This window comes from Vibrio sp. R11-SG3-ISO3-SZ (genome assembly GCF_059834345.1).
Genome location: NZ_JCBDGX010000089.1, coordinates 72,379 through 98,962, shown reverse-complemented (window position 1 = coordinate 98,962; position 26,584 = coordinate 72,379). Strand labels below are relative to the sequence as shown.

Annotated in this window: 22 protein-coding genes and 1 pseudogene; 6 read left to right on the top strand and 17 right to left on the bottom strand. The window is 49.0% G+C overall.

Features of this window, described 5'->3' with window-relative positions:
* Positions 1-201 precede the first annotated feature (201 nt).
* Positions 202-687, top strand: a pseudogene (locus AC6R1O_RS11600) (rhodanese-like domain-containing protein); the annotation flags it as partial.
* 217 nt (positions 688-904) lie between these two features.
* Here the strand turns inward: AC6R1O_RS11600 and AC6R1O_RS11595 are convergent.
* Positions 905-1,810: a LysR substrate-binding domain-containing protein gene (locus AC6R1O_RS11595; protein WP_334551798.1), complete on the bottom strand. Its 906-nt coding sequence runs from the start codon at positions 1,808-1,810 to the stop codon at positions 905-907.
* Between the two features lie 108 nt (positions 1,811-1,918).
* On the opposite strand from AC6R1O_RS11595, the gene dkgB reads away from it, so the two are divergent.
* The 3 genes from dkgB to AC6R1O_RS11580 all read left to right on the top strand — a co-directional run bounded on the left by dkgB (position 1,919) and on the right by AC6R1O_RS11580 (position 4,486).
* Positions 1,919-2,716 carry a 2,5-didehydrogluconate reductase DkgB gene (gene dkgB / locus AC6R1O_RS11590; protein WP_500657078.1) on the top strand — a complete coding sequence of 266 codons (798 nt, stop codon included), beginning with the start codon at positions 1,919-1,921 and terminating at the stop codon, positions 2,714-2,716.
* Positions 2,717-2,875: 159 nt separating this feature from the next.
* Positions 2,876-3,400, top strand: coding sequence for a hypothetical protein (locus AC6R1O_RS11585; protein WP_500657077.1), 525 nt, complete (start codon positions 2,876-2,878; stop codon positions 3,398-3,400).
* Between the two features lie 96 nt (positions 3,401-3,496).
* Complete coding sequence (locus AC6R1O_RS11580; protein ID WP_500657076.1) at positions 3,497-4,486, top strand: Gfo/Idh/MocA family protein; 990 nt, start codon at positions 3,497-3,499, stop codon at positions 4,484-4,486.
* Positions 4,487-4,524: 38 nt separating this feature from the next.
* Here the strand turns inward: AC6R1O_RS11580 and AC6R1O_RS11575 are convergent, their stop codons facing one another.
* The 6 genes from AC6R1O_RS11575 to AC6R1O_RS11550 form a co-directional block, all read right to left on the bottom strand.
* Positions 4,525-5,004, bottom strand: coding sequence for a heme-degrading domain-containing protein (locus AC6R1O_RS11575; RefSeq protein ID WP_500657083.1), 480 nt, complete (start codon positions 5,002-5,004; stop codon positions 4,525-4,527).
* Entirely contained in the window at positions 5,001-6,056 is a 1,056-nt protein-coding gene (locus AC6R1O_RS11570; protein ID WP_500657075.1) for an oxidoreductase, read from the bottom strand. The genes AC6R1O_RS11575 and AC6R1O_RS11570 overlap by 4 nt, the downstream gene beginning before the upstream one ends.
* Before the next feature lie 153 nt (positions 6,057-6,209).
* A complete protein-coding gene (locus AC6R1O_RS11565; RefSeq protein WP_500657074.1) occupies positions 6,210-6,863 on the bottom strand; it encodes a DUF3047 domain-containing protein in 654 nt (217 codons plus the stop codon).
* 127 nt (positions 6,864-6,990) lie between these two features.
* The gene (gene rsgA / locus AC6R1O_RS11560; protein ID WP_500657073.1) at positions 6,991-8,079 is read right to left on the bottom strand and encodes a ribosome small subunit-dependent GTPase A; all 1,089 of its coding nucleotides are present in this window, start codon (positions 8,077-8,079) and stop codon (positions 6,991-6,993) included.
* Between the two features lie 272 nt (positions 8,080-8,351).
* A complete protein-coding gene (locus AC6R1O_RS11555) occupies positions 8,352-9,386 on the bottom strand; it encodes a methionine synthase (protein ID WP_487902870.1) in 1,035 nt (344 codons plus the stop codon).
* 31 nt (positions 9,387-9,417) lie between these two features.
* The gene (locus AC6R1O_RS11550) at positions 9,418-10,392 is read right to left on the bottom strand and encodes a DUF1852 domain-containing protein (RefSeq protein WP_500657072.1); all 975 of its coding nucleotides are present in this window, start codon (positions 10,390-10,392) and stop codon (positions 9,418-9,420) included.
* A 287-nt stretch (positions 10,393-10,679) separates the two neighbouring features.
* Here AC6R1O_RS11550 and AC6R1O_RS11545 point away from each other — a divergent pair, with 287 nt between their 5' ends.
* Positions 10,680-11,381, top strand: a complete 702-nt coding sequence (locus AC6R1O_RS11545) for a GntR family transcriptional regulator (RefSeq protein ID WP_500657071.1) — start codon at positions 10,680-10,682, stop codon at positions 11,379-11,381.
* 79 nt (positions 11,382-11,460) lie between these two features.
* Here AC6R1O_RS11545 and AC6R1O_RS11540 read toward each other — a convergent pair whose 3' ends face one another.
* From AC6R1O_RS11540 to AC6R1O_RS11525, 4 genes are read right to left on the bottom strand one after another with little or no spacing between them, the layout of a single operon-like run.
* Complete coding sequence (locus tag AC6R1O_RS11540; RefSeq protein ID WP_500657070.1) at positions 11,461-12,717, bottom strand: amidohydrolase family protein; 1,257 nt, start codon at positions 12,715-12,717, stop codon at positions 11,461-11,463.
* Complete coding sequence (locus AC6R1O_RS11535; protein WP_500657069.1) at positions 12,717-15,200, bottom strand: branched-chain amino acid ABC transporter ATP-binding protein/permease; 2,484 nt, start codon at positions 15,198-15,200, stop codon at positions 12,717-12,719. The genes AC6R1O_RS11540 and AC6R1O_RS11535 overlap by 1 nt, the downstream gene beginning before the upstream one ends.
* Complete coding sequence (locus AC6R1O_RS11530; protein ID WP_500634058.1) at positions 15,197-16,066, bottom strand: branched-chain amino acid ABC transporter permease; 870 nt, start codon at positions 16,064-16,066, stop codon at positions 15,197-15,199. The genes AC6R1O_RS11535 and AC6R1O_RS11530 overlap by 4 nt, the downstream gene beginning before the upstream one ends.
* Positions 16,067-16,117: 51 nt before the next feature.
* Positions 16,118-17,302, bottom strand: coding sequence for an ABC transporter substrate-binding protein (locus AC6R1O_RS11525; protein ID WP_500657068.1), 1,185 nt, complete (start codon positions 17,300-17,302; stop codon positions 16,118-16,120).
* A 167-nt stretch (positions 17,303-17,469) separates the two neighbouring features.
* On the opposite strand from AC6R1O_RS11525, the gene AC6R1O_RS11520 reads away from it, so the two are divergent.
* Entirely contained in the window at positions 17,470-17,877 is a 408-nt protein-coding gene (locus AC6R1O_RS11520; RefSeq protein WP_500634060.1) for a nuclear transport factor 2 family protein, read from the top strand.
* A gap of 98 nt (positions 17,878-17,975) precedes the next feature.
* Here the strand turns inward: AC6R1O_RS11520 and atzF are convergent, their stop codons facing one another.
* From atzF to AC6R1O_RS11490, 6 genes are all read right to left on the bottom strand, one after another.
* On the bottom strand, positions 17,976-19,757 hold the full coding sequence (gene atzF / locus AC6R1O_RS11515) for an allophanate hydrolase (protein WP_500657067.1): 1,782 nt from the start codon (positions 19,755-19,757) through the stop codon (positions 17,976-17,978).
* Between the two features lie 53 nt (positions 19,758-19,810).
* Complete coding sequence (uca, locus tag AC6R1O_RS11510; RefSeq protein WP_500657066.1) at positions 19,811-23,401, bottom strand: urea carboxylase; 3,591 nt, start codon at positions 23,399-23,401, stop codon at positions 19,811-19,813.
* A gap of 108 nt (positions 23,402-23,509) precedes the next feature.
* Entirely contained in the window at positions 23,510-24,148 is a 639-nt protein-coding gene (locus AC6R1O_RS11505) for an urea amidolyase associated protein UAAP2 (RefSeq protein WP_500657065.1), read from the bottom strand.
* Positions 24,149-24,159: 11 nt separating this feature from the next.
* The gene (locus AC6R1O_RS11500) at positions 24,160-24,924 is read right to left on the bottom strand and encodes an urea amidolyase associated protein UAAP1 (protein WP_500657064.1); all 765 of its coding nucleotides are present in this window, start codon (positions 24,922-24,924) and stop codon (positions 24,160-24,162) included.
* Between the two features lie 10 nt (positions 24,925-24,934).
* Positions 24,935-25,741 (bottom strand): ABC transporter ATP-binding protein, encoded by an 807-nt coding sequence (locus AC6R1O_RS11495; RefSeq protein WP_500631977.1) that lies wholly within the window; start codon positions 25,739-25,741, stop codon positions 24,935-24,937.
* Positions 25,734-26,564: an ABC transporter permease gene (locus AC6R1O_RS11490; protein ID WP_500657063.1), complete on the bottom strand. Its 831-nt coding sequence runs from the start codon at positions 26,562-26,564 to the stop codon at positions 25,734-25,736. The genes AC6R1O_RS11495 and AC6R1O_RS11490 overlap by 8 nt, the downstream gene beginning before the upstream one ends.
* Between the last annotated feature and the right edge of the window lie 20 nt (positions 26,565-26,584).

The following is a 26,584-nucleotide window of genomic DNA, read 5'->3' as shown; positions in this document are numbered from 1 at the left end:
TTTTACCTAGCAACATTGGTAAAATCTGGTCGGACAATTAAAACCAAGTCATTAACTACAGGATATTATCTGAATTGAAGATAATCTTTCGTTTCTGAGTTCAGATACAGCTCGATGTAAACCAACTCTTGTCCCGTTTTATAGTTGAGTTGAAACTTATCCAGAAACCTTAGAGCAGCTCTACTCCCATCAAAACCTAACAAGATTTTGGGCGCACAAGCGGTCGGTAAAGATGGCGTCGATAAACGCATTGACGTGATGGCGGTAGCTCAGCGCGCAGGTATGACTGTCGATCAGTTGCAGCACCTTGAATTAACTTACGCCCCACCGTACGGCTCGGCAAAAGACGTCATCAACCAAGCCGCGTTTGTTGCCAACAACCTAATCAAAGGCGACAGCAAAGCGATTCACTTTGATGAAATCGACAACCTCACAGAGGACCAAGTCTTGCTTGACGTGCGTAACCCAGGTGAGTTGGAATCAGTCGGTTACATCGATGGTGCGATTAACATCCCTGTCGACCAGTTGCGTCACCGCATGAACGAGCTACCTAAAGACAAAGAGATCGTTATCTACTGTCAAGTAGGGTTACGCGGTAACGTGGCCTACCGTCAATTGGTCAACAACGGCTTTAAGGCGCGCAACCTACTCGGTGGTTACCGCACCTACAAGTTCGCTACGGCCTAAGTTTTTATTCCACCACGTCAACACTGTCTTGGGGAGCGAATGGCTCCCCTTTTTTGTTTCGTTACCTACACAAGCCACCATATCGTGTCGCCACCGTCTGAGCAAAAACAGGCACACCGTACCTAGTAAGATAGCACTGATCATCCATTGCTCTCGGTTCATTCCTAGTTCCAGCATTATTTGTCCTTGTGATTGATGGTGCGAGTAGGCATCGGCATTACAAAAAACGTCCCTCTTGCACTGTCACTTCTTTCTTGACGAAATCAATAAAAGAACTGATGCGTCGTGACGTAGCAGAGTTACGGTAATAGACAGCGTGAATAGGCTGACGAATGTCTTGTGAAGCATCTGTAAGCAATTCAGTGAGGGCACCACTCTGCCTATCTTGATAAGTCATGAAGTCTGACAAGCACGCGATCCCAGCACCGTGCAGTGCTAAGGCACGAATCGTTTCCCCGTTGTCCGAACGTAGATTACTCGTGATCTTAATGAGCTTGTTACTGTCATCAAGCAATGGCCAATCTTTTAGCGACTCCGGGCGGCTAAAGCCCAGCAATTTGTGCGACAGCAGATCTTGAACACAGTTAGGTTTGCCTTGTGCTTCAATATACGCAGGACTGGCGAGAATGCGTATACGGCTATGGCCAATAAACGTGGCTCTGAGCGTTGAATCTCTTAGTTCTCCGATGCGAAACGCAATGTCGGTCTTTTTGCCGACCAGATCGATGTTCTCTTCATTGGAATTTAACTCAATCTCCACATCAGGATACGTTTGCTGATAGCGAGCAATTAATGGCGTCAGCACATGCAAACAAAAAGGGGTCGCGGCATTGATTCTCAACAATCCTGATGGTTGTGTTTTTTGGCTGGTCAGCTGCGCTTCCGCCGCTTCTACCTCATCCAAGATTTGCCGAACTTTGGCGAGGTAGACCGTCCCTTCACTCGTCACATCTAGCTTTCGCGTTGTACGATTAAGCAGCGTCGTGTCGAGTTTCGTTTCTAAGCGCGATACGGTGCGACTGACAGCAGAGACCGTCACCGACAATACTTGTGCAGCATCGCTGATCGAACCCACATCCACTACAGTCACAAACGTCTTCATCTCATCGAGGGTCGCTTTCATTGTTTACCAATTATCAAATTAGATTTTCTTTTTGTTAACTATACTGCAAGAAATAGGCACCGTACATTAGTCAGCACACAAACCCTTCCTTTAAAAATAGGAGTTCATATGGCAGTTCCCACTTTCGGTGTCGGCACATTTCGTCTGACAGGAGACACAGTAAAACAATCGGTCAAACACGCGCTCGACTTGGGCTATCGCGCCATTGATACAGCGCAAATCTATGGCAATGAAGCGGATATTGGAGAGGTGATCGCGGCAAGTCATCTGTCTCGTGAATCTCTATTTATTACCACCAAGATTTGGGTGGATAACATGAGTGAGGCATCACTTATTGCTAGCCTTCGAGAGAGCCTTAAGAAACTCAACACGGATTACGTCGACCTCACTCTGATTCATTGGCCGGGGACAGACAAGAATATCGAGGAGTACATGAAGGCGCTGATGGAAGCAAAGACGCTGGGTCTGACAAAACAGATTGGCGTGTCGAACTTCAATATCGACCTGCTTCAGCAAGCGATTGATATCGTCGGTGTCGATCACATTGCCACTAACCAAATTGAACTGAGCCCTTATTTGCAAAACAACAAACTGGTTGAATTCATGCAACAGCAAGGGATTCAGGTGACGTCATACATGACGCTCGCCTACGGCAAAGTGCTTCACGATGAGGTCATCAAACAGATCGCGGTTGAGTGCAACGCAACCCCAGCGCAAGTTACACTCGCTTGGGCGCTAAACAAAGGCTACGCTGTGATCCCTTCATCGACCAAGCGCGATAACTTAGCCAGCAACCTTGAGGCGCAAAAGCTAACACTGAGTGATGATAATATGGCACGCATCGACGCATTAGAAAGAAATGGGCGTGAAGTCGCCCCAGATGGGTTAGCACCCATCTGGGATTAGTCGGGTAATAGCGTCGGAGATCTGTTTTCTCTAAAACGCCGTCCTCACACAAACCATTACACGCAATGGGTTTGCACCATCAAACCCTTTGCTTTTCAACGCTATTGATATATAAACTAATGCATTGTTTTACCACGTTATCCTTGCCTTTCCTTTTTTATGTTACTCACCCTTGTTATTTTGTTGGCTATCGTCCTTACCGCGCTGCTGGCGCACTACTATCACTCCGAATCTGTACGTAGAAAAAGTCGCCAAGACGCAAAGCAGACGCTATTGCTGCGCTGCAAACGCATTAAACAGACATTCAAAGGCCACATAGAACGCTTTTGTGCCCTTGATGCCCTAACGCCAGAAACAGAAATGGCCGTGCTCCGTTTAGCCAACCTGTTCTTCGTTTTTCAACCGGTCAACAGTCACACGGTTGAGCAATACCAAGAGACGTTAAACAACTTGGTCAAGACGATTGATGAGCGAATTGATGCGGCCCAAGAGACATCACTGGACATGCTGAGTGCTGATCTTGAGCGATTTGCCGCTTCACTGCCTAAAGCGAACAGTGCTTATACTGCCAGCTTCTATCGTAATGACTTACCTGCGATGATTTATCACCTCAGCAATCAGACGACCACTTCCGTGAGTGATGAGGCCACCATGAAACCTGCACCAGAAATGGTCACCGAGTAAGGTAAGCAGTTGAGAGTGCTCACACTCTCGTTTGTGTTCGCATGAGCTGCCTAATTAATACGCTATAGTGCAGACTGCAAAGAGAAAGGAGAACTCATGTCAGCCACCCACACTCAACCCGTCATGAAATGGGGCGTGATTGCGCCGGGTCGCATCGCGCATAACTTTGCCAAAGGGATAAGTGTTGTCGACGATGCCTGTATCACAGCCGTCGCCAGTCGAGATAAACAGCGCGCAACGGCGTTCGCTGATCAGTATGGAATCGATCGCATATATTTGGATTACGCCGAGTTAATTCGCGACCCCGACATCGATGCCATCTACATCGCCACACCTCATGCGTTTCACTTTGAGCTAGCAAAACAATGCTTGTTGGCCCGAAAACCGGTGTTATGTGAAAAGCCATTGACGATGAATGCCGCGCAATCACAAGCGTTGGCGAGCCTCGCTTTAGAACAGTCCACTTTCATCATGGAGGCGCTGTGGTCGAAATTTCTCCCTGTTTGGCGAAATATGAACACATGGTTGGCGCAAATTGGCGAAGTGAAACAGGTTCACTCGAGCTTTTGTTTTAAGGTGGATGTTGACCCAAATGATCGTTTATTTGATCCCTTGCTTGGAGGTGGAGCGCTGCACGACATTGGCATTTACAATATCGCGCTATCGAACCTCCTATTTGGTCAAGCGCCGTGTGACTGGAAACTGAGCGGCGATGTCGGGCAAACAGGGGTGGAAGAAACGGTTAATGCACTTTTAGATTATGGTGACGGCCGACATGCCACCTTTCATTGTAGCTTCTATGTGGATGAGCCAATGGTGATGCAAATCTCAGGCACTCATGGACGCATTGTCATTGATGCGCCTTTCTTTGGTGCCCAATCTGCCACGCTCTACGCTGACGATAACGCCCCTGAAACCTTTCAGGTCACCCATCACGGCGGTGGGTTTGAATACCAGATTCGTGAAGCCATGGCATGCATTCGCAGTGGCCAAGTATTTAGTGAGATTCACCCTCTCTCATCAACGCTAGAGCACATGCATATTATTGATCAAATGCGCGCTGAACTGGGCATCCCAACGCCCTAGCACAAGACTGTTCGCCATCAGATTTAGGTCACCTAGATTTAGGTGACTCTTGAACAATTCCCAAAATAGTCACTCAACACCTCAATCACTAACTGATGATCGTCAGCTTGAGGTAACCCTGAGACCGTGATGGCACCTACAAGGCCACAACCTCGAATTCGAATCGGGAATGACCCACCATGCGCACAGTACTGAGTCGCATCTAGGTGCGTTTGGCGTTCAAAATCTCGCTGCTTTTGCGCATTGTACTGACCTAAGTAATAGGAGCTGTGGCCAAATCGCATCACAGAGCGGCGTTTGCGCATCGCCCAGTCTAGATTGTCGGCTGTGGTTCCGGGCATGGCGAACTGAAAGATGACCTGTTCAAATGCATACACTTCAACCAGCACAGCCGCCGACTGCGCTTCGGCACGCTGTTTTAACGCCAGCCCCAGCTCCCATGCTGTCTCATTGTTAAAGCGTTCAAACTGAAGTTCAGCTTCTTGCTCTAACAATACCTCTATTGACGCTTGAGTCATTGATTCCACTCCCAGTCACCTTCCAGTGCTAATGTTTGCCCTAAGCGACTGCTCTGCATCGCTAATTCAATCAGGCGAATCGTCACTAGCGCTTGTTCGGGCGTGACGGGGACTGGCGTGTTGTGTCGAATGGCGCTGGCCATTTGCTCAAAATAGGTTTGGTATTGACCCGAAAAAGTGTCAATGCGCTCAGAGCCTTCACCGTGATAAAAACGCCCAAAGTGCGCCTCACTTTCTTGGCCCCAGCTTAGGTCTAAAGGTGTCATTCCTGAAATTAGCTGAGACTCCTGCGGATCAAGACCGTATTTTTCATAGCTGCCCTGTGTGCCCTTAACGCTAAAACGATGGTTGGGGCCCGCACTGAACATATCGCCATGAAGTACTGCTAATCGGTTGGGGTAATGAAGCATAACGTTGAAGTAATCCACCGTGGTGCTCGATGGACGTAGCATTTTGCAATGAGCACTGATCGCCTCTGGTAAGCCAAACAGTTCAAGCGCTTGATCGATAAGATGCGAGCCAAGATCGAATAAAATACCGCCGCCATCGGTTGCCTGTTCACGCCAGCGAACGCGCACTTCGGGTCTAAATCGGTCAAAGTGAGACTCGAAATGTTTAACGTCACCCACTCTGCCCTCTTCAATAAGGGATTTAACGGTTAAAAAGTCTCCATCCCAACGTCGATTGTGGTAAACACTGAGTAGACACTGATTTTGTTTCGCCAAATCAATCAACGCCTGACCATCTTGCACATTCGTCACAAACGGCTTCTCAATGATGACGTGCTTCCCCTTTTCCAATGCTAATTTCGCTAACGGAAAGTGTTCACTGTTGGGCGCGGTAATAATCACCAGTTCAGCGTCAGATTGAGTAAGCATCGCCACGGCGTCTGTAAAGTGCTGGACGTTTGGCCAATCTTGGGCCACCTCCGCCTTACTGGTGCTGACAGCAACAAAATCAAAGGCTTCTAAGCTGGTAATAAACGGGATGTGGAAGGTTTTTGCAGAAAAGCCGTAGCCCACTACAGCAGTTTTGATAGGAGAAAAAGTCATAGCACTACTCGGTCAATTATGGAGATTACCCATCTGGGGTCAAATGGGAGATCTGAGGTTCGTCGTTTATGAACAACCGATTCTATTCGACATCCATCACTCATAAAACCCCAAAAACATTCATCACTAAAATTCCATGATGACAAACATTACTCACTGTTCTGTAAACCTTATTTCACCATAGAACGCATGGGCTTGCTCGCCACTATTGTCCGTATCGGTCATAATAGCAATGACATCAATATACTGGTACGCGCGGGCGTTATCGATATCACTACCCTTGTCGCCAAAGTAGGTGATGAAGTCTTGATAAACGTTACGCTTTTCATCATGCCATAAGCCAAGTTTTGCCTCGTGGTCTTTCACCGCTAACATTTTGACCCTTTCACCTGCATAAGCATTATCCCAAGAAGTGCCTTCACTTTGTGAGCTCGACCAAACGTAGTTGAGCGCTTGTGAGCTTAGTCCCATCAAGCCCTTTTCCATCACAAGATAAATCCGCGCGGCATAATCATCCCCTTGTTTGCTGCGCTCGTCTAATCTGGTGAGTGCTTGGTCCACTTTCCATCGCCAATGGATCATCGGTGTCTGCAAAAGATCAACACGCTTAGCGATTACCCAGCCAGACGCACTCTCTTCACTGACTGCTTGCAGCACTGAACCACCTAGCATTGGCTGATATTGAGTATTGCCAGAAAACACTTTTTCACGCCACGTTGAGTCATTAATCTCAAACGGCAGTAATGTCACATCAGCGCTGACATAAAACGCGCTGCTGAAAAGAAAGAAGCCAAGTGAAGATTTCATGGATAACACCAATATAGAGTTGAGGTGATAACTTAGTGTAATCACCATTTAATAACGATACGATCAGCATGAAACGGCCGCTGCCTAATTTCAAGGAGGTATTTCGCCTCCTTGGTGCTTATCGAGATTACACCCCGTTTCTGCGTTTTTGCTTTTCTCCCATCACCCGTCGCACCATTTTGCCAAATTGTTTACTTTTTGCGCGTTGCTGCGCAAGCGTGGCGCCGTTGTGGGCCTGCTCACGTAAGAGCTTTTGGTAGTTGTGAAAACGGCGTTCATCCAACTCACCATTGGCGATAGCTTGCTGCACGGCGCAGCCCGGCTCACTTTGATGCTGACAATCACCAAAGCGGCACGCTTTAGCCAAGCTCGCTACGTCTGCAAAAGTCTCACTCACGCCATCTTCACAGTCCGCCAGTTGAATTTCTCGCATTCCCGGAGTATCGAGCAAAACCGCGCCCGAGGGCAGAAAGTGAATCGAGCGCGAAGTGGTGGTGTGCCTACCCTTGCTGTCATCCTCACGGATACCTCCGGTCGCTTGCTCCTGCTCTCCTAGCAAGGTATTGACGAGCGTGGATTTCCCCACCCCAGACGATCCGATAAACGCCACCGTTTGGCCTTCGCCGCACCAGCTCATCAAGCGACTTACGCGGTTAGCGTCAAGCGCATTGACACTCTCAACCATGAGAAATGGATCCAATTGCTGCACCTGTTGGCGCAGCGCCGCTTCATCCTCGCACAAATCGGCTTTAGTCAGCACGACTACGGGCTCAACCTTGGCTTCATTAACAAGGGCAAGGTAGCGCTCAATGCGGCTTAGGTTGAAATCATAGTTAAGCGAACAGACGATAAATACGGTGTCCACATTGGCAGCAATCAGTTGCTGTTCGACCTTTGTCCCTGCGGCTTTTCGGCTAAACAGGCTTCGGCGTTCAAGTAGAGACGAGAACTGTTGCTGACCATCCAACACTAGCCAATCGCCAACGGTCATCGCTGGCAATGAACGGGTGATCGGTAAATGATGCTCTTGATAGCCGTCACCTTGTGGGCTTAGCACCACGTAACCACTGCGATGATGTGCGATGACGCGAGCCCAGCGAGTATCATCGTAATCGTCTAATGAGATCTGCTGCTGAAAAAATGGCTTCCAACCGAGACGTTTAAGCAAATTCGGCTTTTTGTTGGCCGCGGTTAAAAAAGAAAATTTTGTATTCATGATTGAATTATCCCAGACGCAACAATGCGCCTTAATACATAGAGCATTAGGGTCTAATTCGGATAGAGTTGACCCCGGCGATACCGGGCAAAGAAGGGGGACTGTGGATTGTCCACAAAGAGCGATTTGGCGGTTTACCCTTTCACTGCCCAGTTGCTGTTCATCATTACAATCATCTTGTGTCCTCGCTTTAGGTGAAATAACGCGCTGAATATAGACCTCAGTGGTGAGGCTGTCAAACCCAGCGCATACAATCCGAGTTCAACAATGCGTTACGCCGATGCGACTAACTCGTCTCGGACTATTTTGGCGCCGTCGCTCAATGCTTTGAGCTTGGCAGCAGAGACCTCGCGAGGCAGAGGTGCCATGCCGCAGTTGGTACAAGGGTACAGCTTATCGGCATCGACATATTTGAGCGCTTCTCTGAGCGTACTTGCGACCTCTTCTGGCGTTTCAATGTCATGAGTGGCGACATCAATAGCGCCCACCATCACTTTTTTGCCTCGAATCAATGATAACAACTCAATCGGCACACGTGAGTTGTGGCACTCCAGTGAGATAATATCGATGTTTGATTGCTGCAACTTAGGGAACACGGCCTCATACTGGCGCCACTCGCTGCCCAACGTTTTTTTCCAGTCAGTGTTGGCTTTGATACCGTAGCCATAGCAGATGTGCACCGCGGTTTCACATTTAAGCCCTTCAATCGCACGTTCTAAGCAGGCGACTCCCCAGTCGTTCACGTCATCGAAGAACACATTAAACGCGGGTTCATCAAACTGGATGATATCGACACCTGCCGCTTCAAGCTCTTTTGCTTCTTGATTGAGGATCTTGGCAAACTCCCACGCCAATTTCTCACGGCTTTTGTAGTGCGCATCATACAAGGTATCGATCATAGTCATCGGCCCAGGCAGTGCCCACTTGATGGGTTGGTCAGTTTGCTGGCGCAAAAATTTCGCGTCCTCGACAAACACGGGTTTGATGCGACTTACCGGGCCAACCACGGTTGGCACGCTTGCTTCATAACGATTACGAATGGTCACGGTTTGACGATTGTCGAAATCCACCCCACCCAAATGCTCAATGAATGTAGTGACAAAGTGCTGGCGCGTTTGCTCGCCGTCACTGACGATAGTAACGCCCGCGAATTGCTGCTCTTGCAGGGCTACACGCAGAGCATCGCGTTTTCCATCTTGCAGCGCTTCCCCTTCTAACTTCCACGGGGACCACAGTGTCTCCGGCTCGGCAAGCCATGACGGTTTAGGTAAGCTTCCCGCGGTAGATGTCGGTAGTAATGTTTTCATCGATTGTTCCTTCACAGTATTTTCATCATGGTTACGCGTAGCTTTCTGACCACTGCTCAAGTCGCGCTTGATACGGTTGAATAAAGTGCGTTTGTGCAAATTTCCCTTGCTCTACTGCTAATTGGCTGCGTTCTTCACGGTCATAGACGATTTGTGTCAGAGAGTGATCGCGATTTTTCAATTTTGGCTGATACACCGCGCCCGCGGCTGCGTTAGCGTTGTAGATCTCAGGGCGATAAATCTTTTGAAAGGTCTCCATCGTGCTGATCGTGCTGATGAGTTCTAGATTGGTGTAATCATTGAGCAAGTCCCCAAAGAAATAGAAAGCCAACGGCGCGGCGCAGTTCGGCGGCATAAAGTAACGCACGTCTAAGCCCATCTTTTTGAAATACTGCTCAGTAAGCGACGATTCATTCGGCAGATACTCAACACCGAGCACCGGGTGTTGATTGCTGGTGCGGCGATAGATTTTGTTGTCAGAAACACTGAGGCAAATCACCGGACGCTTGTTAAACGATTGCTGATATGTCGAAGAGCGAACAAAAGACTGGAACAGTTGGCCATGCAGCTCACCAAATTTGGGCGGCACACTAAACTGGTTCGCCTGCTTATTGTGCTCAAGCAGTAAGACACTAAAATCGTAATCGCGCACATAGGAAGAGAAGTTATTCCCCACGATACCTTCAATACGTTGATTGTTTTTATGATCCAAAATATGCGTTTGCAGAACTTCTATCGAGGGAAAGGCGTCACTTTGCCCGTCCAACGCAATCTCGACGGAGATGATGTCCAACTCCAATGCGTAACGATCACCAGTAGGGTTGTCCCAATGGGCAAGCGAATTGAAGCGATTGTCCATCATTCGCAGCGCCGCTCGCAGGTTCTCTTGACGCTGCTCGCCCCGTGCCAAGTTGGCAAAGTTGGTGGTAATACGCGTGTTGTCTGACGGCAGATAATGCTCATCAAAACGCAGGCTCTTAACCCTAAAAGTGAACTCGTTATTCATTGTAATTATCCTTTTTCCTGAGAAAACGCTGACGGTTTAGGCTCTGCTAGGTGGGTCAAAGCCTAACGACAGTTATACGGAGCTCATGAGTTGAAGAATATTGGTATTACTTCACTTTAAACATGAAGAAGTTTCATGGTGAGAATAGCGAAACGATAAATAAAACGACTGACCTACTGGTCGTCAATGGTGAAAATCAACAATATAAACAAGGTATAACGTTGTCACTAGCGGGAAAACAGAGTTAGACTTAACGATAGTGAATAGGTTACAAAGGCTTGAAAAACATGGTTACGTCGCGTTCCACCGCATCGACGCATAAACAAAAGGAAGTGCAGAGAATTATGGCGGCGCTATCAACTGCTGTCGCGCAACACAAACTAAAACCGGGACAGCGTTTGGTTGAAGCGCAAATTGTCTCCGCACTCCAAGCCAACCGTAACCATGTACAAACGGCGCTACAACGCTTGGCCCTGCAACACATCGTTAAGATCGAGCCCAACCGTGGCGCGATGGTGGCCAAACCTAGTGAAGCCGAAGCCAAAGAAGTATTTGCGGCTCGTCGGGTGATTGAAAGAGGTATCGTTGAAGGTATTTCATCCGAACTGATGGCCGACCATTGGCATGAGATTCTTGCACACATTGAGCGTGAGCATGCTGCTGTACATACCGATGATCGACGAGAAATTGTCGACGCGCTGTGTGACTTTCATCGTCTCTTAGCGCGACTCTGTGGCAATACGGTATTGATGGAGATGTTTGACAACCTGATGGTACGCAGCTCGTTAATCGTCGCACTCTACCAGCGTAACGACGTTCCCACCTGCCAGCATGATGAACACCTGCAGCTTATAGAGGCATTAAAGTCTGGCGACACAAGCCTTGCCGTCTCTGTGATGTTAGCCCACCTCGACCATCTTGAGGCTGAGCTAGACTTAAGCCGTCACAAAGAGCAAGAACTCGATTTGAGTGAAGCACTCAACCTTTGATATCAGTATTGTGCTTACCACTTATTCTTTCTCGTTCTCTGAGCCTTACCGCGAAGCTATACTGACGTCAAGCCCGCGTTTATTGCGCCTTCTCCAATTGATGCAACTGAACTTCTGGCCTGGTAAAGGTGACGTTTCCGCGCTTGATACCCATAGTGGGTAGCGCTATCTTCGCGACGATATCGGCTTTGTCTAACGCATCAAAAAACACCGCGTCCGCCGCCTTTCCGACCCCTATGCCATGCTGAACAATTTTCATGAGCCTTGCTGAATCGGTACAAATCCAATCGAAACACTGCGCTAACTCTGTTTTTGTCGCCAAATGGGCAATGTTGGCATACAGATTCGCCATCCTGATTTGAGACGCGTCGCCATAAGGTGTAAATGGATTCTCAATGTTGTTGCTCGATATTGAGCAGCACACCCCACGCTGACTCATCGGCTTGAGCGGCGCCACCCCTCTCGGTATCAGACAATCAAAATCACGACCGTTGAGAAAAAGATCGGTGCTCGGCAGCGCCGTCAAATGAACACCTGCCATAGCCATTTGTGCTGCTATGGGCGCGAGCGCTTGTGATGGCAGCGCCGATAGTTTTGTCACATGCCCAACGGTAACCCGTCCCTGATAATCAAATGCCTGCGTCATCTCGATAACAAACGGCAATGTCATGTTGGATGTATCAAGGTCAAAATCAAGGTGAAAATCAATATCCACATCGTATTGCTTGGCCAAAGAAAACAGCGCCCTTACCTGCTGCTCTGGTTCACTATCGGTATAAGGGCACCCCCCCAACAGATCCGCCCCTTGATCGAGTGCGTCAGCCAGTAATTCGTACGTTCCCGGGTTATTGTGAAGGCCTTCTTGTGGAAAGACGCACAACTCCAGCGTTATCGCCCAGGCATACTCTTTTTTGAGCGCTGAGATTGCCTGAAAACCAACCAACCCTATCACAGGATCAATCTCTACATGCGTACGCATATAACTGGTACCATGCTTGATGGCCTTCTCTAGTACCTGTTTCCCGCGCTGATAGATGTCTTGATAAGTGAACTCCGCTTTTAGCCGTGAGGTCTGTTCAATCGCTTCTTGCAGTGTGCCTTTTTGCAAGGCACACCGAGATACCGTGCATGCTTTATCAAGATGTACATGGGTTTCTACCAGACCGGGTAGCATCAACCTGCCTTGTGCGTCTATCTCTTTCCTCCCCCTCAGTTCACCGGGTTCAAGTTCAACTTGCCGTTTAAAGCCAACAAACACCCCCTCGTTGATAAATGCGCAGTTAAGTTGTGGCTCGCCGTCCAAGCGGCAATTGGTCACTACAGTATCGGCTATCATTAGCTTGCTCCTAAATACGCTTTTTCTAGCTCAGAATCTGATCGTAGCTGTTCCGAACTGCCGGTTTGTACAATGGTGCCCGTTTCAAGCAGGTACGCGCGATCGGCTATCTGCAAGGCAAGGTTCGCCATCTGATCAACCAGTAAGATGGTCACGCCGTCATCTCTGAGCTGCGCGAGCGCATCATAGAGCTCAGCGATCATCGAAGGTGCGAGCCCAAGTGACGGTTCATCCAACAACAAAATGTGTGGCTTCGCCATTAATGCCCTGCCTACCGCCACCATCTGCTGCTCACCTCCGGATAGAAGGCCCGCCGGACTGTCGATACGATCGCGAAGACGAGGGAATCGCGCCAAAATAGCCTCAATTTCTGACTCTTTATCCACTTCATCTATACGGCTGTGTGCTCCCATTAACAAATTATCTCTGACGGAGAGCTCACCAAATAACTGACGACCTTCGGGTACCAAAGCCAATCCGCGTTTCGCTATTTGACTCGCATCGAGGTGATGGATATAAGCATCGTCAAGACCAATCGTACCGCTGCGCGGTTTTTTCAAACCAGCGAGGCTTTGTAAAATGCTGCTCTTTCCAGCGCCATTGGCGCCCAAGATGGCGACACACTCACCCGGGTTCACTTCAATGTCCACTTCGTGCACAACCGGTGAGGCACCGTAATCTATCGTTAATTGCTTGGTAAACAACACGGCTTCTTTTTCCGCTTTCCATCTGTTTTCACGCGGCGGTGCGGTATAACTGGTTGCGCCAAGATAAGCGGCGATGACTTTGGGATCTTGTTGTATCTGTTGAGGTTTGCCGAAGGCAATGGGCGTACCTGCATCCAGTACTAATATGTCATCACTGACACCCATCACCAATTTCATATCATGCTCAACCAAGATGACCGCAATACCAAAGCCTGCAATCGACTTAATTAATTGAGCAAGCTGATCGGTGTCTTCTCTACTCAGCCCAGCTGCAGGTTCATCCAGCAGTATCACCCACGGGCATGTCGCCAACGCACGCGCAATCTCGACCAAACGTCGATCGACATGTGGCAAGTCTTCCGCTGGCGTGTGGATAGAGCCACGATAGCCCACCAAAGCCAATAGGTTTAACGCCAGATCTCTTTGACCGGATTGCTCCGCATAAAACGGGTGACCGAGTGTACCCTGCTGCATTGCAGCAAGCAGGTTTTCAATGACCGACATATCCTCAAACAGTTGTGTGGTTTGATAGGTGCGAGAAACACCACTTCGGGCAATGCGGTGTGCAGGAAGCCCCGCGACTTCTTCATTCAACATCACACTGCCTTGATCGGGCGTATAAAAACCACTGATCATATTGAGCACGGTGGTTTTGCCCGCGCCATTAGGGCCGATGATGCTCGTCACTTTGCCTAACGGCGCTTCAAAACTCACCGCTTTGGCGGCAACCACGCCACCAAACGTGATACCGATATTATTGACTTTGAGCGCGTTCAACCCGTTGTCAGCACGATCATAAAACGTCGCGATAAGATGACGATTGACAGAATGGGGCGGAAGTTGGGTGAATGAGCGACGAAATTTCGCTGCGACCTCTCCAATCAAACCTCTTGGCGCCACCCATAGAACCACCAATAGCAAAACAGCGAATATCAGCAGGCGATATTCCGCCAGAGGCGCTAAGAGTTCAGGCAATAACACGACCACAGTGGCGCCAATGACCGGCCCCCACAGCGTGCCGACTCCCCCCAAAATAACGACGAGAACGGACAAAATTGACTGGGTAAACGGAAATGTACTTGGGCTGATGTACATCATAAGCGGAGGGATCATCGCCCCGGCGATACCGGCAAATGCCGCAGACAAAGAAAACGCGAGGGTTTGCGTCTGTACTGGATTAAATCCTAGCGATCTCGCGGCAATAGGGCTGGACTTGACCGCGCGCATCGCTTTGCCCCAGCCACTGAAATAAAACAGCTGATAGGTGAGTAACCCCAAGCCTAAAATGGCAGTGCTGGTTAAGGCAAGTAGACGTTCAGGTTCCATCTCTCCGAATTGCGGCATCATGATACCCATCAATCCGTTGGCGCCTCCAGTGAGGCTCTTCCACTCCATCAAACCATGATGAACCACAAAGGCAAAAGCGATCGTCACCATTGCCAAGTAAGGGCCAGTAACCCGCATAGCTGGAATGGCGAGTAATGCTCCAATGGCTGCGCACACTAAACATGCCGCAGCTAAGGCGAGCACAAACGGCACATCATTGAGCAATAATAATGCGCTCACGTAAGCACCGATGGCGTAGAAAGCAATGTGACCGAAGCTTATCTGACCACTCATCCCCATTAATATGTTGAGCCCGACTCCGACGATAGCCGTTAACACGCATAGGGTAAAAACCAGCAGAGAATAACTGTCGAGTAGGAAACACAATATCGCCCCTACTAGGGTGAACAGCGCCACCCATAACCAAGACTTGGTATTGATAGCGCTCATACCTTCACCTCCTGACCTTTAACAAACAGGCCATTCGGCTTCACAGCCAAAGCTATAATGACCAGAGTAAAGGTAATAATTTGTGTAAATGCAGAGCCAAAATAGACGGTGACAATCGCTTCAACTAAACCAAAAATAAGCCCTGCGCTGAATACGCCGGAGGCACTCGCGATCCCGCCAAGGATAGCAACAGCAAACGCCTTCAAGCCAAACAATGTTCCCATGTCCGAATGCACGGCATAGAGCGGCGCGATGAGAATGCCTGCAATTGCCGCAAGTACCGTAGAGACAGCAAAACTGACGGCGACCACGCGACTAACATTAATCCCCATTAACTGCGCTGAATTGGGGTTTTGAACGCTCGCCTGCAGCACCTTACCAAGTTGGGTATGCCTTACGACCAAGACAAGTAAACCTGCAATGACCACCCCGACAACCGGGATCATGACTTGCAGTACATAAACACCGCTACCAAATAGCTCAAGACTTGTCGTCGCGAACGTGTTGGTGAACTGCCTTGGCTCTTTGCCGAAACTGAACAGAACCGCGTTGTCCATCAATATCCCCCCAGCCACTGTCGCCATAAGCCACGCATCGGAGCCTTTGCTGGCAAACGGACGCACTAAGAACCGCTCGATGACCAGTCCATATAATGCGCTTAAAAGCAGTGTGATAGAAAAAGCAACCCAATACGGCATACCCCATGTGATACATAATGTGTAAGCCAGCACAGCACCAAGCATCATCGCGCTGCCCTGAGAAAAATTCACCGTCTTACTGACGATAAAGGTAATATGGAAACCCAAAGCAAGGAGAGCATACATGCTCCCCAGACCAAGGCCTGTTATGATCGCGGCGGTTAACATGGCGCTACGCTCTCCTTTACATGGTGATGGATGAATAACCCAAACCGATCGTTACTGAACTGGAACGATTTGGTTATTCACAAAGTGTGTGAACACGTAGTCATTGGGGCCGATCGCATCATGCTGTGTTTCTGTAAACGGACGCTTGAAATCCTTGATCAGCCCTTGATAGTCATCAATGCGGTAGTACCCTTCACGAATCGCGCTCCCCTCCGTAGATCCAGCATTCTTGATTGCGAGCGCCGTTAAATGCATCGCGTCATACGCATTGGCAATGCCAACGGCTGGAGTCACATCGGCAACACTTTGTATCTCTGGGAATTTCGCTTGTAACTTGCCAAATACCTCGCCGCCTTTTCCGGTTGTGGTATCCGTAAAGGTAAACGTCTGAATAAAGTGCACTCGATCGGCCGTTGGACCAGCTAGCTCACCGAAACGTCCACCCGCCGGTCCCCAGTGGGAGACTACAGGGACATCCCAGCCCATACGTTCAAGTGATTTGACCACCTGAGCAGAAGGCGCGACGTTCGCTACCATTAATAGCGTGTCCGTCCCTTTCTCTTTTAAACGGGTCAATTGTGGGACTAAGTCAACGTCACCAGATTCAATACGCTCAATACCGGTGTGTTCTATGCCACGACTATTGAGAGCTTGGCGAAAACCTGTTTCGTTCGACTCACCCCAAGGGTTGTTTATCAGCAACATGCCTGGCTTTTTCATCGCATACTTATCGATGGCATACTGAACCAGCGCTTCGTCGACCACCTCATCCACCGCTGAGACACGAAACACATAGTTCTCCTTAGCGCCATTTTTGGTAATGGGTGTACCCGCGGCCCACACCCCCATGAAGGGCATTTTCATTCGGTTGGCGACAGGTACAATCGCAAGCGAAACGGGCGTGTCTAAACCACCAAATAACACAGCGACCTCTTCTTTTTGAATCAACTCGCGTGCCGCTAACAGCCCTTTTGATGGGTTGCTTTCATCGTCACGTCGCACCAGTTCAAGTGGTCGACCTAATACGCCGCCACCTTCGTTTATCTCATCAATCGCAATTTCTAACCCACGAGTGATCGCCTCTCCTGATTTCGCCGACTGGCCTGATAGAGCAGCAACTAATCCCACTTTAATCGGCTCCTGCGCAATGGTTGAAAACGCCGTCAAAGACGCAGCGGCCAAAGCGCCTATCCCAAGTCCCTGTCTGACCCATTTTTTGATAATTGAATGTTTCATAAGATCCCTCTTTTTATTGATTGCTAGCTATTGCACAATAATTGCTAGCAATTTAGGTGCCATACGAAAAAGTGCGGTTTTCAGCCGATTAGAGGCGCACTTTGCACAAAAAAGGCACAAAAATTAACATTTTTGCACCAAATCAAACCACATAAGGAAATGAATCGATGAGTGAACTAGAGAATGCTGTAGACATCGTCCAACAATTTTTAGAAGCATCAATGAAGCCAGATCCGGAGACGGCCGCGACGTTTATGGACCCTGACGTTAAAATCACTTTTACAGGTCGAAGAGAAATGGAGGATACCCACGCCATCACGGCTTTTAACCAACAACGATACCAATGGGTGAAAAAGAACATTCAGCAATACGATGCAATGGAAAAAGAGGGCCACTGCGTCGTGTATTCAACAGGTTTTTTGTATGGTCAGTGGCCAGATGGACGCCATTTCGATGGCAATCGCTACACAGATAGATTTGAAGTCAGGAAGGGTAAAATTACAAAAATGGACGTGCTCAACGACAGCGCTGAGTGGATTCTTGATCCATCGATAAATCGTGAGCAGGCTGAATAGGTCAGCACGTAGATCATACTGATGTCCATTCACGCCTTCTCATCAATTTGTAACCCCCTACGCCACATGATGTTGGCATGGGGGGTTATAAACATATTTTAGCAGCGTTCAGATAACTCTTGCAGATAATACCGCCACCCTCCAGTCTGGGTAATGTCGGTAGCCCCTTCAATGCCAATCCCTTCACATATGAACCCTGTAACCCAGTCACCAGAATCAATCTCAACGCGGCCCAACCCCAATGGATGGGGAATGAGCATCAAAAGGGAACCAAGCTGCTTTTTCGGCACGCGCCAAATTTCAACTTCAATCTTTTGCCCTTGGTTTGAATGACGCACTAAGCCCGGTCTCAGTGGGGGCCCGCCGGCTAAGCAATAAAGAGAATAGTGTTCAGATGTCGTGGTTCGCCGTTTAAAGTTCGCACCTAACTCAATCAGTTGATGATTGAGCGCTAAATCTTTCATGTGTGCACCACAAACCAATAGGTCCACACTCTCGCAACTCTCTAATTCTATTTCGGTCGCCCCTAGCGGTAAGTTCATCGTTCTCTGCCACTCGGTCGCTAACGCAACCAAGGCTTCGTCATGAAACGCTTGGGCAAACAGAGTTACGCCAAACGGGAGTCCGGCGTCGGTGAAACCTGCTGGCATTGCGATCGCACTGTAGTCGAGTAAGTTCATGAAATTGGTGTAGTAACCAAGGTTTGAGTTGAGCCCGATTGGGTTGTTGCTCACCTCATCAATAGTGTAAATCGTGCCGGCGGTAGGGGTTAGCACAACATCCACATTTTCCATCAATTTATCGCACTGAACTTTAAATGCTTGCAGTCGATACATGGCTTTAAACGTATCCGCAGCCGATAGTTGTTTCGCTCCACCGACAATCGTTTGAATCACTTCTAAACACTGTTCTTGATTATCGTTGAAAAAGGATTCAATCGCGGCGTATCGCTCCGCAACCCAGGGACCTTGGTAAAGAAGATTGGCGGCTTCTAAGAAGGGTGACAAATCGAAAGGAATAGTCTGCGCGCCCAAAGACTCTAAGCGAGCAACCGACTGAGCATAGAGCTTACGGTAGTCTTCATTACCAAAGAATTTAAGCTGCTCTTCACCTGGAACTCCGACCCTCAATCCTGAAAATTGCGTCGTTGGGTTTTGTCCTTGTTTAAGGGCATGGCGAGCATAACAGTCGCTCTCATCGTAGCTTGCGCCAACTTGGTAGAGGGTGCTTAAGTCTTCAGCACATTTGGTAAAAAACGTCACGCAATCTAGTGTACGGCAGGCCGGAACAACGCCACTGCAGCTCAACACCCCTCTGCTCGGTTTGAGGCCATAAAGGTTGTTAAATGCTGCCGGGACACGTCCTGAACCCGCGGTATCGGTACCCAATGCAAAGTAAACTTGGTTGCTCGCAACCGCAACCGCACTGCCAGAGCTCGAACCGCCTGAGATGTATTCAGGATCAAAGCTATTTTTCACCGCTCCCCAAGGGCTGCGTGTACCCACTAAGCCAGTGGCGAACTGGTCAAGGCTCGTCTTACCTAAGGGGACTGCACCTGCTTTTATCAACTGCTGAACAACGTAAGCCGACTCCGTTGGTTGATAGCGGTATGCCTCGCAACCCGCGGTGGTGTCTAACCCCTGCAAATCGATATTATCTTTGATCGCAAAAGGAACACCAAACAGAGGTAGCTGGTCAATCTCTTGCCCTGAAAGTTGAGCGAGATACTCGCCCAGTTGCTGGTCAGAAATCACTGACACCCAGGCATTGGATTGATCCGCTCTCACTTGCGCCAGTTTGCTGCGCAAAAACGTCTCTACCTCTATATCACCATTACGGTATGCTTCAAGTAAGCGACCGATCGTTGTTGGCTCTTCCATTGCCTGACACCTTGTATTTGAATCTGTCATCTTTTCTATCCTCAAAAAACGAATCATGCCTTGCAGGTGTTGACGACAAGCAGTGGCTCACCCGCATGGACTTGTGCGCCCGCCTCGTGGCATATCGAGTCAATCACACCAGAGACACTCGCGGTCACCTCAAGCTCCATCTTCATCGCTTCTAGTATCATCACGACGTCGTTCTCTTTTACCGTTTGGCCTGGCTTAACAAGCACTTGCCAGATGTTGCCAGCAACATGACTCTCAATGGCTTCTTGTCCCTCTGCAAGCTCAGTGTGTACATTCGACTGCTCAATTTCAGTGGCGACAAAATTCGCTTGTCCAGACTCTTCCCAGCGTTGGCGCTCTTGTTCAAATGCTTGTTGCTGGCGCTCTTTGCTTTGCTTTATTTCCTCGGCATGGTCATCTAGAGTGGATTGATAATCTGCGAGTGAAAACTCTGTCTGTTCAATTTTGATTGGGTAATGACCTAAAGGATGCTTTTCACGAATATCCAATAGCTCTTGTGCACTCACTTCATAGAACCTAATCTGGTCAAAAAAGCGCAATAGCCAAGGCTTGGTAAAGGCTTCTGTTTGACGGTAGCGATTCCACATTTGGAAAGTGCGACCGACAAATTGATACCCCCCGGGGCCTTCCATGCCGTAGACACACAAATAGGCGCCACCAATGCCTACCGCGTTTTCAGGCGTCCAAGTACGTGCTGGATTATATTTAGTCGTGACCAAGCGGTGACGAGGATCCATTGGCGTTGCGACCGGCGCGCCAAGATACACATCCCCTAAGCCCATCACTAAGTAGCTGGCATCGAACACAATGCGCTTAACGTCCTCGACTGAATCAAGCCCGTTGATACGGCGAATAAACTCAATGTTGTCTGGGCACCAAGGTGCGTCTTTACGTACGATCTCATCGTATTTACGTATCGCCAGCCGAGTGGCTTCATCATCCCAAGAGAGTGGCAAATGCACTACGCGAGCAGGGACAGCGAGATCATCGATGTTATCCAGCGTTGCTTCAATTTTTTCTAGCTCTTCAAGCAACTGCGCTCTTGGCAACATAAGGTTATCGTAGTGAATTTGCAGGGAACGTATACCCGGAGTCAGTTCTTCTACACCTAGCAACCGCCGCTCTTGAAGCTTCAGCATCAAAGCATGAACTCGAAATCGCAGACGAATATCGAGTCTTTGTGGTCCATATTCCACCAGCAGGTAATCCTCGCCACTGGGTCGATATACCACCTGTTCTCCATATTGACTGGCTGGTATTGTTTTAATGACGGGCGAGCCGAGATCTGCTCTTGGCAGCGCCATTTCATCAATAGTGCCGACTTCAATTTGAGCCAGCTGCGCGCGCTCGGCTAACTCGGCGTTTTCTACCGTAACCGGAATAAATCGAATCTTATCCCCTGCTTTGAGCTGTCCCATTTTCCATAGATCGGCTTTGATGATGGTGGCAGGGCAAACGAACCCTCCCAAGCTGGGCCCATCCGGCCCTAAGATGACCGGCATGTCACCCGTGAAATCGATGGTACCAACCGCATACGCATTATCGTGAATGTTAGAGGGATGAAGGCCCGCTTCGCCACCGTCAGCCCGCGCCCAATTTGGTTTCGGTCCAATTAAGCGTACACCGGTTCGGCTCGAGTTAAAGTGCACTTTCCACTGCGCATCAAAAAATGTATCGATATCTTCCTGAGTGAAAAAATCAGGCGCACCGTGCGGCCCATAGATCACTCGAATCTGCCACTCGCCGTTGAAAATCGGCTGAGGAAGTGAGCCAATTTCAGCGCTACCCGCTTGAACGACGGGATGAATGTGCAACACATCGCCCGCTAGCAATGCGCGCCCAGCATGGCCCCCAAATTGACCTAAAGTGAAGGTTGAACGGCTACCTAGATATTGAGGGCAATCAATTCCCCCCTGAACAGCGAGATAAGTGCGAGCGCCATCGAGTATTTTACCGAGTTTGAGCGTTTGTCCTGCTTTGATGCCGATGGCCGCATTCATCGCAACTGATTGATCATCAAGCGTCGCTTGAATCGTTGCACCCGTTAGAGCTATACGAGTGTCTTGGTTAAATTTTAACGTTGGACCAGAAACAATCATTTCCAGACCGGCACTGGATTCATCATTCCCCAGCAGTCTATTGCCTAAACGGAAGCTCAAGCTATCCATCGGACCTGAAGGCGGCACGCCAATGTCCCAGTAGCCTGTTCGTGCTGGGTAGTCTTGAATGGTGGTTTGGGTACCTCCGCTGATCACATCAAAGGTAGCGGGCTTGAACTCAAAGCTATTAAGAGATTGAGTCAGCACCTCGCCTTTCTTAACCCGTTCGCTCGCTAAGAGCTGGCTCAAGTACGCTTTGTTGTGCTCTATTCCGTAAATAGTACTTTTGTCCAAGCTTTGTTTAAGTTCAGCCAGAGCCGTGTCTCTATCGGCAGCATGAACGATCACTTTCGCCAGCATAGGGTCAAAAAATGGTGATACTTCGACGCCCGCTTCAATCCAGTGTTCAATGCGCAAATTCTCTTGCTCTGCCCACTCAACATGGCTCAATAGACCGGCACAAGGTTGAAAGTTTTTGTTGGCATCTTCCGCATAGAGACGAACCTGAATTGCATGACCTTGTGATTTGAGGTGCGCGCCCAGCGCTTTTAAGTCGAGTTGCTCTGCCCCTTGGCGAACCATCCACTCGACAAGGTCCACACCAAACACTTCTTCTGTGACACCATGTTCAACCTGAAGACGTGTGTTGACTTCAAGGAAGTAGAAGGCTTGTGTTTGCTGATCCAATACAAACTCCACCGTTCCTGCATTCCGGTAATTGACCTGAGCGGCCAACTTCACTGCGGTCTCGTGCAGCTTAATTCGGGTTTCATCGTCTAGGTTAGGCGCGGGGGTTTCTTCAATGACTTTTTGGTTGCGGCGCTGCGCCGAGCAGTCCCGCTCGCCCAAGGCAACGACATGACCCTGCCCATCGCCAAAAATCTGGACTTCAATGTGGCGTGCTTGCTGAATAAACTTCTCGATAAACACGCCACTGTTGCTGAAATTGTTCTCACTTAATCGTTTAACTCTGTCGTAAGCCTCATCCAACTCTTGGCTTGTGAAGCAACATTGCATGCCGATACCACCACCGCCCGCCGTGCTTTTGAGCATCACTGGGTACCCAATGTTCTCCGCTTCACGCAGTGCTTGCTGCTTGTCGTTAAGCAACCCCGTGCCAGGGAGAAGTGGAACATTGGCTTGAGTGGCAATGTCGCGTGCAGAGTGTTTTAGTCCGAACGCACGCATTTGCTCTGCTGTGGGCCCTAAAAAGACCAACCCTTCTTTTTCGCAGCGTTCAACGAACTCTGGATTTTCACTCAGGAAACCGTAGCCAGGATGAATCGCTTGCGCGCCCGACTCTTTGGCAATGGAAAATATTTTATCTTGATCAAGGTAGGTCTCGGTCGCGCCCCCTTGTCCTAGAGAGAACGCCTCATCAGCACCGATGACATGGAGGCTGTGTGAATCGGCTTCGCTGTAAATCGCAACGCTGCCAATATTGAGGTGTTTTAACGTGCGGATAACTCGACAGGCAATGGCTCCACGGTTAGCAATCAATACCTTACTAAACATAATTTCGTCCCTAAAATCCGGGTCGTCCCGGAACAACAAAGAGCATTCGTTAGGGTCGTCCCTTGCTCATGTTCGACAGCGTGCTTGCTGACGTTATCGCCAAAACCTTTATTCCCAGATAATGACCTCAACGGGGGTGGGATTGTAGGCATTACATGGATTGTTCAATTGTGGGCAGTTTGACATCAACACAATGACGTTCATGTGAGCTTTAAGCTCCACGTATTTACCTGCACCACTGATACCGTCGGCAAAAGTCAGACCGCCTTCGGCTGTGACGGGGACATTCATAAAGAAGTTAATATTGTGGGTGATGTCGCGCTTCGACATACCAAACTGCTCATTTTCAGCCACCGCCAGTAACCAGCTATCACGGCAAGCATGCATACACTTTTTGTCTAGCGAGTAGCGTACTGTGTTGCTCTCAGTCGCACATGCGCCGCCCAAGGTATCGTGTCGACCACAGGTATCCGCCACTATCTCAAGCATTACGTTGCCTTGATCAGATAAAATCTTAGTGCCTGCGGTTAGATAAACATTGCCCTGCTCTCGAATCGTATCCATCGCGCTGTAACGCTCTGAAGGATCATTGGCGTTGTAAAACAGCGTATCTGCGGCTTGGTTACCCTCAATATCAAGAATGCGCACAGTCTGCCCTTTTTTGACGACTTTCATGTAGTAATCACCCGCTGGCACGGTGTCACGATATAGGGCTTCATTAAGTGGCAATTGGCTCTCTACAATCATGTTTTGCTCCTTTAGCAACATTGGCGGGTGGCTGATGGTTCAAACGTTCGACTTGCCGTTGCTGCATAGCGGCGGTTATTTTCAAAGCCTCGCTCGTTCTCTTCCCGATGAGTGAGACAGGCATCGCCATCTTGCATTGGCTCAGATTCCCATACTGAAACCTCAACGGGCTGGTATGGGTAGGTTTTTGATGGATTAAGTGGATGTGGACAAGTGGTCATCACAACCAACGTATCCATTTCAAATCGCAGTTCAATGCTATCGCCCGCGTTGCTGTGTTGTGGGTCGTAGTTAAGATTACCCTCCTCATCGGTGGCGACTTTGCTAAATAGATTTAAGTTCGCAGCCAAATCACGCTTACCTAAACCGTATTTAGCCACCTCGACCAACAACGCATCATAACCATTTTGCTTCCACTGATTGCGTTGGGTTTGGTAGTCCCGCTCACCCCATTTTTCTGCCACTTTTTGTTTGTTGCTGACCCCACACACCGTATCAATCCAGCCGGTATCATCGCGCACAATCGAGCAGAAGATGCGTCCCATATCAGAGTACAAACAGTGGCCTTGGGTTAACTTAAACGTATGTTGGCACTTCAAGGTATCGGGCGCATTGTAGCGCTCAAGTAGATTAGCCGGGTTGTAGAACAGCACACTCAAATTCGCACCACCCTCGATATCTATGAAGCGTACGGTTCGCCCTTTGGGTACCACCATTGACCAATGCGCGGCCCCTGGCAGAGTGTCTGAAAAAATCACATCCTGTTTTGCTAACATGTTTTATTCCTTATGCAATTTTGGAAAAAAGTTGGTCTGGCGGCGTGTTGTCCAACTGCTCGGTTGAGATATCAAATGTCACCTGAGCGCCAAAACGCTCCGGCGCTTGCTCATCATGACGAGTATGATCAAACACCCATAAACGGTTGCCCAGATGGAAGCCTTCACTCAGGTCGTGCGTGATCATGAACACCGTTAAATTTTGCTCTTTCCACAGCGACTTCACTAACACATGCATATCTTTTCGAATCCCCGGATCCAGCGCGCCAAACGGTTCATCCAACAACAAAATTCTTGGTCTTTTTATCAGCGCCTGAGCGATGGAGAGTCGCTGCCTCATACCACCCGATAGCTCATGCGGGTATTTATCTTGAGCCGCTACAAGGCCAACCTGCTCGAGCATCTTTAATGCCTGCTCTTTGGCCTGCTGCTTCTTCGAGCCAAACAGTCGTCCCAGCGTGCGGCTAGAAAGACTATTCGACTCAAACTCATAACCGAGCATGACATTCTCAAGTGCTGTTAAGTGTGGGAATACAGAGTACTTTTGAAAAACGATGCCTCGTTCGACTCCAGGTTCTTGAGTCAAAGGTTCGCCATCCAATAGTAATTGTCCTCTTGAGGGTGTTTCGGTACCGAGCAACATATTGAGGAATGTGGTTTTACCGCACCCAGAGGCGCCTACAATACTGACAAAATCCCCTTCATGAACGGTAAGGTTTAGACGCTCTAAAACAATGTTGTCGCCATACTCTTTCCAGACCTGTTTAACTTGAATGATCGGAGGGGTGTTTTCTTTGTTCGTAGTGGAGTTAACCATGGCTCTCTCCTTGTGACTGGTGATACCAAGGGCTGAGCTTTTTTGATGCTAGACGCAGCAACCAGTCCATGCTGTAAGCTAAGAGAGTAATCCACAACACATACGGCAGAATCACATCCATCGATAGATAACGGCGTACTAAGAAGATACGATAGCCCAAACCTTCGGTAGCGACTATCGCTTCTGCAGCAATCAGAAACAGCCATGCGCTACCCAAGGTTAGGCGAACCGCTTCAATCAGTTTGGGCATAATTTGCGGAAGGATCACTCGCACGATTATTTGCCAACTGTTCGCACCTAAAGTCTGAGCCTTTATGAGCTGTTCATCCGGCAAGCTTTGCACTCGAAGTTGAATATCCCTAATGATGATTGGACACACACCGATGACAATCAGCACGACCTTGGACAATTCACCCACTCCGAATGAAATGAACAAAATCGGTAAAATCGCCATAGGTGGTATCAGTGATACGGCCGTGATCACCGGTGATAGCGACGCGCGCATTAAAGGAACGATCCCGGTCGCAATGCCCAATGACAGACCAAGTAGAGCACTGAGACCAATCCCCCAGCCCAGCCGTGCTAGGCTTGCAAAGGTGTCCGTCCACATTAGGTATTCGCCCGTTCTTCGACTTGGGGTAAAGGCCATTCTATCAATGGCATCAGCAAAACTGCTGAAGGCTGGCAGCAATTTGTCTGCGGAGTTCGCCGCCAATCTCGCATCCGATGCCGTCACATAGACGGCAAGCAGGATAAGAAAAGGCATCACGCCGAGCAAAACCCGCCCAAGTTTAGACGGGTGACGGTTAATTACTTTGGTCATAATGACTCCAATTACAACGA